The following is a 12020-nucleotide window of genomic DNA, read 5'->3' on the forward strand; positions in this document are numbered from 1 at the left end:
TCCAGATGAGATCTTACTTCTTGCGCTGGCGCGTGACGAAAAAGGCGGCGGCCAGCAGAATGAAGCTGCCGACGACGAGGCGCTGCCAGGTGCTGGGAATGCCGACGAGCACCAGCACGCTGTTGATGACGACGATCAGCAGCACGCCCAGCATCGTGCCGAGCACTGTGCCCGTGCCGCCGGTGATGCGCGCCCCGCCGAGCACGACGGCGGCAATCACGTTGATCTCCGTGCCGACGAGGTCGAACGGATTGGCCTGGCGATTGGCGCAGACATGGATGATGCCGGCGAGCCCGGCCAGCGCACCGGCATAGCCGAACAGAAAGATATGGATGGTGCGCAGGCTGTAGCCGAGGCGGCTGGCGATGTCGGCATTGCCGCCGACGGCGAAGATCGCCCGGCCCATCAATGTCCGGTTGAGGATCCACCACGTCGCCAGCGCGGCGACAGGCAGCACCAGGAAATAGAAGGGCAGCGTGATCGTGGCGCCATTGGCGGCCGAGAATTGCAGAAGCGGCATGCGCCCGAAGGCGCCCATCTGTGGCGGTAGCGACATGATCCAGACCGTTCCGATGAAGGACAGGAGGAAGCCGCGATAGAGATATTGCGTCCCGATGGTGACGATCAGCGAGGGCACTTTGAGATGGTGGACGAGCAGGCCGTTGATCACGCCGAGCCCAGCGCCGCCCAGCGTCGAGAGGAGCAGGATAACGGCGATCGGCAGGTCGGGCAGGATGCTCTGCGCCAGGACGGTCATGGAATACATCGTCAAGGCCGCAACGGCTGTAAAGGAGACGTCGATGCCGCCGGCGGCGAGAATGATGAAAACGCCGAGCGCGAACAGGCCCATGACCACGCTGGCCCGCCCGATATCGATCAGGGTCGCTGGCTGCAGGAAGGCGGGATTGACGACCGCCACCGTACCGCAGATCGCCACGAGCAGCAGCGCCGTGATGGTTTCCGGGCGGCGGCGGACAAGCGCGCCAAAGCCGGCGCGGGCCGACACGGAGGGCGCGGCCGCGAGCGTCTCTGAGGAAGGGGTCATGGCGCAATCTCCGTCCTGGTCGTCAGCATGGCTTGGTAAAGCTGATCCTCGGTCGCGCGCTCGGCCTCGACCTCCTCGACGATGCGGCCGCCATTCATCACCAGGATGCGATCGGCGTTCTGCAGAAGCTCAGGCAGATCGTCGCTGACGATCACGAGACCCATGCCGGCCTCTGCCAAGGCTTGGATGACGCGATAGATCGTGTCCTTGGAGCCGACATCGACGCCGACGGTCGGGCCGTGCAGCACCAGGAGCTTCGGGCCGATGCTGAGCCAGCGGCCAATCAGCACGCGCTGCTGGTTGCCGCCTGACAACGCGCCCACAGGCAGATCGAGATCGCTGGTGTTCAGCCGCATCTCCTGCGACAGGCGCTCGGCAAGGCGCCGGCCCTCCTGCCGATCGACGATGCCGGAAGCGCCGGCAAGGCGGCGCACGATGAGGGCGATCTCGTTGTCCAGGATCGACTTGTCGAGGAACAGGCCTTCTGCCAGCCGGTCTTCCGGAACGTAGCCGATACCGTGCCCGATCGCTTCGGCGGGCGAGCGCACGGACACGATCTTGCCATCGAGCGTGAGCCTGCCGCGTTTGGCCGGCAGCACGCCGGTCAGCGCCATGGCGAGCTCGTTGCGCCCGGAATCGGCCAGGCCGGTGATCCCGAGGATCTCGCCCCGGCCGAGCGAGAAGCTCACGTTCTCGACGCCGTCGGCGGTCAGTCCCTCCACCTGCAGCAGCGTGCCCGAAAGAGGCACGCCCGTGCGGTAGCGCTCGGCGTCGATGGCGCGTCCGGTCATCAGTTCGGCCAGCTGCCGCTTGCTGTAATCGGCGATCGGCGCCTGGGCCACGCATTGGCCGTCGCGGAAGACGATGGCATGGCCGCCGATCCGGTAGCATTCGTCCAGCTTGTGCGTGACGAAGAGCACGGCGACATTTTCGGCCCGAAGGCGCTCGACCACCTTGATCAGATTGTCGACTTCGCGACGGGTCAGCGATGTCGTCGGTTCGTCCATAATGACAAGGCGCGCGCGCGTGGCAATCGCCCGGGCGATGGCGACCAGCTGGCGCGAGGCGAGCGGCAGGTCGGAGACGATCGTGCCAAGAAAGGCGCGATCGGTCGGCAGGCCCACGGCGGCAAGTGCGCGCTCGGCCGTCTCCCGCAGGCGCTTGCGGTCGAAAAGCCGGGCGAGCCGCCCTTGCGCGCGCACGAGCTGCTCGCTCAGCGCCACATTCTCGGCAACCGTGAGATTGGGCAGCAGCGACAGGTCCTGATAGACGGTCTCGATGCCCGCCGCGAGCGACTGGATCGGGGTGAGCGCGGCATAGCTCCTGCCGTTCAGGACGATCTCGCCCGACGTCGGCGGGTGAGCACCGGAGACGATCTTGATCACCGTGCTCTTGCCGCAGCCATTCTCGCCCAGGAGATGATAGGCCTCGCCCGGCTGCAGCGTGAGATCGATGCCGCGCAGCGCATGGACGCCGCCGAACCATTTTTGAATGTTGCGCAGTTCAAGGAGCGCGGCCTGTGGCTGCGCGTTCGGTGCAAGTGCCGTCACGGAAATGTCCTCATGCTGACCGGCGCGGCTGCGCCGGGCGGGTCCGGCCGGAAGGCATGCCTCCGGCCGGATGACGATCCGATGCTTAGAACATGTGCTGCTTGTAGGTGGCCTTGTCGGCCAGCACCATGCCATTGCCCAGGATGAGCACGCCCTTGCCCGCGCCCTTCTTGACCGAGACCTTGTTGTATCCCTCGACGCCCAGATCCATGCCGTCAGTGAGCTGCTTCTTTTCCAGCAGCATCTTGGCGACCGCATTCATCGCCATGCCGGCCTTTTGCGGATCCCAGAAGCCGATGGCCGTGATGGCGCCGGACTCCAAGAGATCGGCAGAGGGGTTTGGTAGTCCGGTGCCGACGAGGCAGACCTTGCCGCTCAAGCCCGCTTCGTCGATCGCGCGGCCGACGCCGAGCACGTCATTGCCCGCCGAGGTCTGGAAACCCTTGATGTCGGGATGCTTGCGCAGGATTTCCTTGGCCTTCTCATAGGTGCCATTTGCATCGTCGAAGGATTCGTTGTTCGGATCGACCAGCTGCATGCCGGAATACTTCTTGGCGTTCTCCTCGCCCGCACCGACCCATTGCATATGGGTGCGGCTGCCGAGCGAGCCGACGAAGGTCGTCCACTTGCCTTCCTTGCCCATGCATTCGGCGAGCCGCTCGTTCAGCGCCGCGCCGTAATCGGCATTGTCGAAGGCCTCGACGTCGGCATTCGTGTTCATCTGGTTGTCGGCTTCATGCGTGACGACCACGATGCCGCGATCCATCGCCCGCTGGAACGTACCTTCGAGAACGGCCGGGTCCATGGGCACCACGGCAAGCGCATTGACGCCCTTGGCGACGAGGTCGTTGACGATCTGCAGCTGCTGGGCGGAATCGGCCGTAGCCGGGCCGCTCTGGCTGGCGACGACGTCGGGATTGGCCTTTTGATAGGCGACGATGCCGGTATTCATGCGGTCGAACCACGGAATGCCGCTGATCTTGACCACGGTGGCGATAACGGGCTTCTCCTGCGCGGCGAGAAGGCCGGCGGAGCCTGCGAGTGCGACGGCAGCAAGCGTCGTTGCGGCCAGAAGCTTTTTCGAGAAATTGGTCATAGTCTCCTCCACGAGTTTTCCCTCTTCCTCCTTACTTCGACGCCTGAGGGACGGGCGGCGAAGGAATGGCTGGGCGGCGCACGGGCGCGATGAAACCGGTAATGTCGTAGCGGCCGACGGCCAGGAAGGTGAGCAGCAGCAGGCCCCAGGCGAAGTCGCGCACGAAGTTGGACAGGCCGCCGAAATTCAGCAGGCTCGACATCAGCTGCAGGGCAATGGCGCTCAAAACCACGCAGATGACGCGGCCATAGCCGCCCTCGGGCTTCACGCCCGCCATGACGGCGATCAGGATGGCGATCAGCAGATAGGAGCTGCCATAGTCGAACTTCACATTGATATTGCGCGCAGCGATGATCACGCCGGCAAGGCCCGAAAGCGTGCCCGACAGCGCATAGGTGGCGATCAGCACGCCGTTTCGCGGGAAGCCGGCATAGATGGCCGCCTTCGGATTGGTGCCCATCAGCATCAGCCAGAGCCCGTAGGGCGTAAACTTCACGGCCGCGGCCACGAGAGCGGCGACGAGCACGAAGATCAGGAAGCTGATCGGCACCTCGGCGATCATGTCGTTGCCGATGCTCGACAGAAGCGCCGGACTGCCGACCGTCACCGCCTTGCCGCCCGACAAGACGACCGCCAGGCCCATGAAAGCCATCTGCGTGCCGAGCGTGCAGAGGATCGGCGTGATGTTCAGCCGCGCAATCAGAAGGCCGTTGATCAGCCCGCCGGCAAGCCCGACGAGAAGGGCGACGAGAATGAAGGCCAGGCTGAAGGCCGTCGCGCTCTCGGTGGATGAGAAGAGCGAGGTGACGATGACGGCGGACATCACGCCCGAGAGATTGGCGAGCGCGATGCCCGAGAGGTCGATGCCGCCATTGCCGGCGCACATGGCCAGCATGACGCCGATGGCCAGAAGGCCGATCTCCGGCACTTGGCTTGCCATGGACTGAAGGTTGAACACCGACAGGAACGAGCCGGAAATCAGGGCGCCGACAGCGAGCAAGAAAAGGTTGATCGCCACCAGCATCGCCAATTGGCCACCGGTTCTACGCATGATCTCCTCCCGTTTGTTTACTAAACAAAATCACGCTTTACTAAACGCTAGCAAGGAAGATATGGGCTGACAAGCCTATTTTCTTGGCAATTCTGTTGCGGTGCGTAGGCAAATGCCCTAGGCGTGGTCAAACAAGGCATGGTTGTTTAGTAAATTTATTCGCAGTCGCAGCATAAGGACATCAGCAGGTCCATGAAGAAGCCGGGCAAGCTCACCATCCGGGATATCGCGCAGGCGGCCGGCGTGTCGCCGGCTACGGTCTCTCTCGTGCTGAATGGCAAGGGAGAGATTTCCGGGATAACCCGTGCGCGGGTTTTGGAGGCCGTCGCTAGCCTCAACTATGTGCCGCGCGCCAGCCGAAGCAGCGCCGAGCCCGGAGAAACCCTGCGCTTCCTGAAGATCGCCAAGCACGGCCACACGGTCAATCGCGACCATAGCGTGTTCATCTCGGATTATATCGACGGCATGTCGGCCGAAGCGACGCGGCGCAACTATACGCTCGAAGTCGTGAGCTTCGACGGCCAGCCGATCAGCGCGATCGCTGAGTCCCTGGCCGGCGCGCCGATCTCAGGCGTGATTGCGCTCGGCACCGAACTGACGGAAACCGATATCCGCATGATCCAGGGCCTGGGCCTGCCGACCGTGTTCATCGATACGTTCTATGACGTCCTCGACGCCAATTTTGTCGACATGAACAATGAGGATGCCGTTCACAAGGTCGTGTCGCGCTTCCAGATGCAGGGATTCGAGCGGATCGGCTTCGTCGCATCGCATGTCGACACCACCAATTTCCGCCTGCGCCGTGAGGCCTTCTTCAAGACCATGGCCCGGCTCGGCCTTGCCGTCAGGGAAGCCGATATCCTGTCTGTCGAATCGACCTATGAGGGCGCCTATCTCGACACACGCGCCCTCCTGGCCGAGGGGCTGGACCTCGCCCCGTGCTACTTCTGCACGAATGACATCATCGCTTATGGCTTCATTCGGGCTCTTCGGGAGCATGGCCTGTCGATCCCGCAGGATGTCGCGATCATCGGCTTCGACAACCTGCCGCAAAGCACCACGATGGAACCCGGCCTGACCACGATCGACGTGTCCAAGCGCAAGATTGGCTATCTCGCGGTGACGGTGCTCGACGACCTGATCGCCGCCCCTGAGCCACAGCCGCCGGTGAAGATCCTCGTCGGCGCCGAACTGGTGCTGCGCACCAGCCATGCACCCGGCTCGACTACGCCCGCGCGTGCGCGCGCCCGGATACGTCAGCCGGCGCAATAGGCGAATCGTTTGCCGCGGGATCGACAGCCACCTCGCGCCGCGCCTTGCCGAGTTCCCCAATTGGCGAAATGCCTCGGCAAGCAGGGTGCCGGATCAGATCGTTGATCTGCCCTTCTCGGTCATGAGCTACTGGGGAGTGCAGGCGAACTCCTTGGACAGGGCAGCATCATTGCAGGAGCGGACACCGCCCCCATTCCGCCCGCCAATACCAAGCGACCGGTCGCATCGTTCCGCCCGAAGCTGCAACTGTTCTCAGCCACCCGGACAATCGTGAGCCCAATCGGTTCACGCAGGACGAACTCAATTGGCTTCCTTCTCTTGCCCCGCTCGCGGTCGAGGACTTGACGGAGCGTCATTACGAAGGGCTGACGGAGAAAAGCCGCGCCCAGTCCCCCTATTTCCGCCTGCCGGCACGCGACCCTGAAGTGCTGGGCGCCCGCATCCGCACCGACAAGGACATCTTCTACAATTCCAATGGCGGCCTACCGCGCGCCGAGCGGGAACTGGCCGCAACGGCGGTCTCGCGTGTCAACGGCTGCATCTTCTGCGCCTCCGTCCACGCCCGCTTCGCCGCGCTTCATTCCGGGCGCGGTGCAGATGTCGACCGCCTTCTGCTCGACGGCGTGTCCGCCGATCTCGACCCTCGCTGGGCTGTCATTATCAAGGCGTCCGCAAGTCTGACGAAGACGCAGGCGACTTTTGGACCAAACGAGATCCGTGACCTCAGGCAGGCGGGCCTCGCCGATGAGGAAATCGCCGACTTCATTCTCGCGGCCGCCTTCTTTAACTGGGCGAATAGATTGATGCTCTCACTCGGTGAACCAGAGGGGCCGGCGCCATCAGCTTAACGGCCGTTGCGCATGGTCGGCGATCTCGGTGCAAGCCTATTCCACTGGGCCCCGGCAGATGCCGTGGGAGCGAACCTGATCAGCCAGAAGGCTGGAATCGGGGAGGGGCGGCCAGCGTTCGAAGAGCCCACACGGCTGCGCCGACCGCTACTCGCGTCTCGTGGGTGGCATTCAGACCGATGGCCGATGTTAAAAGACAATGCTTTTCCGACCATGCGGGGGGCAGGCGCTGTTACGTCAGCGCCTGCTTCAGGCGGTGAATATGGGCGGCGCCAATTCCGCAGCAGCCGCCGACCAAAGAGGCGCCGGCATCGACCCAGTTGCAGGCGAAGCGCGAATAGGCGTCTCCGTTCAGGTCGTCGCGGGTGGCGTGCAGGCCTTCATTCGCTGCGGAATCGCCCTGCTCGCCTTCGAACGCATTGGCATAGACACCGATGCGCATGCTGGATGGTGCGGCCTTGATCACGCCACTCGCGGTTTCCACGGCGCTGCGCATGATTTCCGGCTTGCTGCAATTGAAGAGCAGCGCTTCAGCGCCTGATTGAACCGCCCATTGGGCGGCCGCTAAAACCGTTTCGCCGGAACGCAATTTCGGAACCTCGGGATGCTCCCGCTCGGCCGTGTCATCGAGCGTGAAGGAGATCCAGAAGGGTTTGTCTGTGCCGCCAACAGCCTGACGAACGGCCTCGCCCTCGGCGATCAGGCTCAAGGTCTCGCCCAGCCAGAGATCGACATGCGGCGCGAGATTGTCGACCAGAACCTTCAGGTAGTGTTGCACGGTGGAGGAATCGAAATTTTCAGGCTCGTAGGAGCCGAAGATCGGCGGCAGCGAACCGGCAACCGAGATCTTGCGGTCCTTGCAGGCGTCTGCGGCGGCACGCGCCAACCGTCCCGACAGCGCGATCAACCGCGCGCCATCCTCCCGAAATCGCTGTTCGCCGATATGGAAGGGTACAAGCGCGTAGCTGTTCGTCGTCACGACATCGGCCCCGGCCGCGATAAATTCCTCATGCACCTTCTGCACGATCTCGGGCGTGTGCATCAAGGCAAGCGCCGACCATTCCGGCTGTTTCAATTCCGCTCCAAGGCGCAAGAGCTCACGGCTCATGCCGCCATCGAGAATGGTGAGTTTGGTCATGCGATTGGGGCTCCGGACGGTTAGCGGCGCATCGGGATCTGCCGTTCCACGAGACGGAACGTGCCGGCGATGAGGGCCGTGATAACGAGATAGAAGACGGTGACGACGATCAGCGGCTCGTAGACCAGCAGCGTGTCCTGGCGAACTTTTGTCGCGACCGCATAGAGATCCATCACCGTAACGGTAAAAGCGAGCGGCGTGGCCTTCAGCTGCATGACGATTTCGCCTCCAATGGTGGGCAGCGCGATGCGGATGGCGCGCGGCAGCCAGATGCGCCGGGTGAGCCGCCAGGGGCTCATGCCGAAAGCGCGCCCGGCTTCAAGTTCGCCTTTCGGGACGGCCAGCAGCGCCCCGCGCAACACTTCCGCCTCATAGGCCGCATAGTTCAGCGTGAAGCTGACGGCAGCGAAGAAGAAGCCTTCGCGCAGGATCGGCCAAAACAAAGACTGCCGAATGCCCGGGATCATCGGCAGCAGCGAGCCGACCCCGTAATAGAGCAGCCAGAGCTGAATAAGCAGCGGCGTGCCGCGAAAGAAGGTACAATAGCCCTGGGCCAGCGCGCGGGTGAGGGGCCCGCCGCTGACCTGTGCGAAGGCAAGGCCGATGGCGATCAGAAAACCGAAGAACACGGAGATGACGAGCAGCGACACCGTCTGCCAGGCGCCGGTCAAAAGCAGCGGCCAATAAGCATCGATCCAGGAGAAGCTCATCGCGCCAGACCTCCCGCCACTTTTGGCTGACCCCGCCGCACGCGCCGTTCGAGAAGCATGAAGAGCCTGTTCGAGACCAGCGTGAGCGCCAGATAAATGAATGCCGAGGCCGTGAAGAAGAGGAAATAGTGCTTGGTGCTGGCGCCTGCCAGCCGCGTGGCGAGCGCCAGTTCCTGATAGCCGACGACGGCGATCAGGGCGCTGTCCTTCATGATCGCCATCCAGAGATTGGCAAGGCCCGGCAGGGCATTGGGGAGCAGCGCCGGAAGCACGATCCGCCGAAACCGCAAGCGCGGGCCCATGCCGAAGGCCTTGGCCGCCTCGATCTGGCCGATGGGGATGGCCAGCATCGCGCCGCGCAGCACCTCCGTCATGTAGGCGCCCTGGACGAAGCCCAGCACGGCGATCGCCACCGCAAAGCCGTTCAGCTCGAAAGCTGGCAGGTTGAGAAGCGCAAGCAGCCGGTTGAGCCCGTCCATGCCGGCATAGTAAAGGCCAACGATGAGGATCAGCTCCGGAACCGCCCGAATGGCGGTGGTGTAGAAGGCGAGCAGCAGACCGAGCGGCCTGTTGCCCGAGAGCTTGCCGAGCGCCCCGCCGGTGCCCATGACAAGGCCGATCAGAAAGGCTCCGGCGGAGATGGTGATCGTCGAGGCGGCGCCTGTCAAAAGCACGCCGCCCCATCCGGGCGGAATGGGGGAGAGCAGATCCAGAATGCCTTGCTGCGCCGTCGCCATCGGGGTCGCTTACTTCGCGCCGTAGATGTCGAAGTTGAAGTACTTCTTGGTGATCTCGTCGTACTGGCCGCTGGCGCGAACGGCGGCGATGGCGGCATTGAGCTTGGCTTTCAGCGCGGTATCATCCTTGCGCAGGCCGCCCGAAACGCCGGCGCCAAGGATCTCTTTGTCGTCAGCCACGTCGCCCATCTTGGCGCAGCAATCCTTGCCGGCCTCACTGTCGAGAAAGGCCTGGAGCGCCAGCGAGTCGCCGAAGACATAGTCGATGCGGCCGGCCTGGAGGTCCTGGAAAGCTTCATCAAGGGTCTGATAGGTCTTATCCTGCGCCACTTTGGAGAAATACTTCTTGAAGTAGTCCGACTGGACAGTCGAAACCTGGATGCCGATCGTCTTGCCGCTCACGTCAGCCGCCGCGGCGCCCGCCTTCTGGTCTTTCGGGCCAATCAGCGTGCTCGGCGTGTTGTAATATTTGTCCGTAAAGTCGATGATCTTGGAGCGTTCCGACGTGTTGGCCATGGAAGACCAGATCACGTCGAACTTCTTGCTCTGCAGCGCCGGAATGAGGCCATCCCAGGAAAGCTCGACGATCTCACATTTTTCCTTCATTTGCGCGCAGACGGCGTCCATCAGGTCGATTTCCCAACCCTGCCACTTGCCGCTCGCATCCTTGGCGAAAAAGGGCGGATAGGATTCATTCATGACGCCGAAGCGGACATCGGCCTGGGCGGAAAAGGCGGTGAGCGCGAAGGCCGCGCCTGCGATCAGCGCAGAAAACAGTTTCATCGTGGGTGTCTCCAGGGTGGTTTTGGATTTTTCGGAACGTCAGCGCGATAGCGTGGCGGTGAATTCGCGGCAGCGCGCGCTCACCGGTGCATCGAAAATCTGGTGCGGAGGGCCTTCCTCCTCGACCCGTCCTTGATGCAGGAAGAGGACGTGGCTGGAGACATCGCGGGCAAAGCGCATTTCATGGGTCACAAGCAGCATGGTGCGGCCTTCTTCGGCCAGGCCCCTGATGACCTTCAACACCTCGCCGACGAGCTCCGGGTCGAGGGCAGACGTCGGCTCGTCGAACAGCATGACCGCGGGATCGATGCAGAGCGCGCGCGCAATGGCGGCGCGCTGCTGCTGGCCGCCTGACAGGAACGCCGGATAGGCATCGCGCTTGTCGTAAAGGCCCACCTTGTTCAGGAGCGCCTCCGCCTTGTCGATCGCCTCGCGGCGGCTGAGGCCGAGAACGTGGACCGGCGCTTCGATGATGTTCTCCAGCACCGTCATATGCGCCCAGAGATTGAAGCTCTGGAAGACCATGCCGAGACCGCCGCGAATGCGCTCGACCTGCCGCCAGCTTTTCGGCTGCAGATGGCCGCCGCGTGCCGGCTTCAGACCGATCTCCTCGCCATTGACGGTGATACGCCCGCTATCCGGCATCTCCAGAAGGTTGATGCAGCGCAGAAAGGTGCTTTTGCCTGAGCCGGACGAGCCGATGATGGCGATCACATCACCCTTGCGAGCGGTGGCCGATACGCCCTTCAACACCTCCTGCGTCCCAAAACGCTTGTGCAGATTCTCAACGCAAAGTGCCTGTGGGCGCAGTTCAGCCATAGGGGGTTCCGGTCCGTCACGATCGGGACAAACTATCGCGGACAATCAGGATTTTTACCCGCAATTTTATATTGAAACGCGGAAAATATGCGAAATACTATTCCTGTCGCGGATTTTCGGTTAGTTTTACCATTTGCGATGGCTTCAAACCGGATGGCGACATATGGCAACCGACCAGCTCGACCGCTTCGACCGTGACATCCTGCAGATCGTCCAGCGCAATTGCCAGCGCACGGCTGATGCCATCGCCGAAGAAATCGGCCTGTCGACATCGGCGGTCCAGCGACGGCTCAAGCGTCTGCGCGAGGACGGGATCATCAAGTCGGAAATCGCCGTCGTCGACCGCAAGGTCACGGGAACGCCGATGGTCTTCATTGTCGGCATGGAGATCGAACGCGACAATTATGATGCGCTCGCCAAGTTTCGTGTCTGGGCGGAAAAGCAGGATCACATTCAGCAGGTCTATTATGTAACCGGAGCCGTCGATCTGATCGCCATCGTCACGGCGCAGGATGTCGAACATTATGACGACATCGCCGCCGCCATCATGGCTGAAAATCCGCAGATCCGCCGGATGCACACCAATGTCGTCCTGCGTGACGTCAAACTCGGTCTCTTCGTGCCGCTAGCAGGTGAAAATACGAACGGAAGCTAACGCATAGGACCGGGGCCAAGGCGCGGATCGCCCTTGCGACATCCGCACTTCGCGATCGCCGGCGCGTCCAAACTATCCCGTGAGAAGCGAACCTCTTTCAGCCCGGCAGAGCCGGCCCTTGGCGCGCCGCGCTCGCTCTTTCATCGTCATGATCGCAAGACCCTTCCGCACCTGATTGCTCATGCCGGATCTGGCAGCGATCCACAGCGCGTCCAGCTATCTCTCGATGATGTCGAGGCCTGCTTCGGCAAAACGCTTGAAATAGGCTTCAAACGATGCATAGGTAAGATGTCAGACCAATTTTGTATCAGGCGCT

Annotated in this window: 12 protein-coding genes; 3 read left to right on the top strand and 9 right to left on the bottom strand. The window is 62.7% G+C overall.

Going from position 1 to position 12020, the window contains the following annotated elements; translation table 11 throughout:
* Nucleotides 1-13: 13 nt before the first annotated feature.
* The 4 genes from BMX61_RS20930 to BMX61_RS20945 all read right to left on the bottom strand — a co-directional run bounded on the left by BMX61_RS20930 (nucleotide 14) and on the right by BMX61_RS20945 (nucleotide 4742).
* Nucleotides 14-1045: an ABC transporter permease gene (locus BMX61_RS20930; protein WP_075625530.1), complete on the bottom strand. Its 1032-nt coding sequence runs from the start codon at nucleotides 1043-1045 to the stop codon at nucleotides 14-16.
* Complete coding sequence (locus BMX61_RS20935) at nucleotides 1042-2595, bottom strand: sugar ABC transporter ATP-binding protein (RefSeq protein ID WP_075625531.1); 1554 nt, start codon at nucleotides 2593-2595, stop codon at nucleotides 1042-1044. Before BMX61_RS20935 ends, BMX61_RS20930 begins: the two co-directional genes overlap by 4 nt.
* 85 nt (nucleotides 2596-2680) lie before the next feature.
* Nucleotides 2681-3691, bottom strand: coding sequence for a substrate-binding domain-containing protein (locus BMX61_RS20940; RefSeq protein ID WP_075625532.1), 1011 nt, complete (start codon nucleotides 3689-3691; stop codon nucleotides 2681-2683).
* Nucleotides 3692-3722: 31 nt separating this feature from the next.
* Entirely contained in the window at nucleotides 3723-4742 is a 1020-nt protein-coding gene (locus BMX61_RS20945) for an ABC transporter permease (RefSeq protein ID WP_075625533.1), read from the bottom strand.
* A 192-nt stretch (nucleotides 4743-4934) separates the two neighbouring features.
* Here BMX61_RS20945 and BMX61_RS20950 point away from each other — a divergent pair, with 192 nt between their 5' ends.
* Together BMX61_RS20950 and BMX61_RS20955 are read left to right on the top strand one after the other, a co-directional pair.
* The gene (locus BMX61_RS20950) at nucleotides 4935-6014 is read left to right on the top strand and encodes a LacI family DNA-binding transcriptional regulator (RefSeq protein WP_075625534.1); all 1080 of its coding nucleotides are present in this window, start codon (nucleotides 4935-4937) and stop codon (nucleotides 6012-6014) included.
* A 224-nt stretch (nucleotides 6015-6238) separates the two neighbouring features.
* On the top strand, nucleotides 6239-6862 hold the full coding sequence (locus BMX61_RS20955) for an alkylhydroperoxidase domain protein (RefSeq protein ID WP_075625535.1): 624 nt from the start codon (nucleotides 6239-6241) through the stop codon (nucleotides 6860-6862).
* Nucleotides 6863-7094: 232 nt separating this feature from the next.
* Here the strand turns inward: BMX61_RS20955 and BMX61_RS20960 are convergent, their stop codons facing one another.
* The 5 genes from BMX61_RS20960 to BMX61_RS20980 are packed head-to-tail and all read right to left on the bottom strand — an operon-like array spanning nucleotide 7095 to nucleotide 11049.
* Nucleotides 7095-8000 (bottom strand): homocysteine S-methyltransferase family protein, encoded by a 906-nt coding sequence (locus tag BMX61_RS20960; protein WP_075625536.1) that lies wholly within the window; start codon nucleotides 7998-8000, stop codon nucleotides 7095-7097.
* Between the two features lie 20 nt (nucleotides 8001-8020).
* On the bottom strand, nucleotides 8021-8710 hold the full coding sequence (locus BMX61_RS20965) for an ABC transporter permease (protein ID WP_075625537.1): 690 nt from the start codon (nucleotides 8708-8710) through the stop codon (nucleotides 8021-8023).
* Entirely contained in the window at nucleotides 8707-9447 is a 741-nt protein-coding gene (locus BMX61_RS20970) for an ABC transporter permease (protein ID WP_075625538.1), read from the bottom strand. The genes BMX61_RS20965 and BMX61_RS20970 overlap by 4 nt, the downstream gene beginning before the upstream one ends.
* Before the next feature lie 9 nt (nucleotides 9448-9456).
* Nucleotides 9457-10230 carry a transporter substrate-binding domain-containing protein gene (locus BMX61_RS20975; protein ID WP_075625539.1) on the bottom strand — a complete coding sequence of 258 codons (774 nt, stop codon included), beginning with the start codon at nucleotides 10228-10230 and terminating at the stop codon, nucleotides 9457-9459.
* Nucleotides 10231-10269: 39 nt separating this feature from the next.
* Entirely contained in the window at nucleotides 10270-11049 is a 780-nt protein-coding gene (locus BMX61_RS20980) for an ABC transporter ATP-binding protein (RefSeq protein ID WP_075625540.1), read from the bottom strand.
* A 163-nt stretch (nucleotides 11050-11212) separates the two neighbouring features.
* On the opposite strand from BMX61_RS20980, the gene BMX61_RS20985 reads away from it, so the two are divergent.
* Nucleotides 11213-11704, top strand: a complete 492-nt coding sequence (locus BMX61_RS20985; RefSeq protein ID WP_075625541.1) for an Lrp/AsnC family transcriptional regulator — start codon at nucleotides 11213-11215, stop codon at nucleotides 11702-11704.
* The last annotated feature ends 316 nt before the right edge of the window (nucleotides 11705-12020 follow it).

The organism is Xaviernesmea oryzae (genome assembly GCF_900109605.1).
GTDB lineage: Bacteria > Pseudomonadota > Alphaproteobacteria > Rhizobiales > Rhizobiaceae > Xaviernesmea > Xaviernesmea oryzae.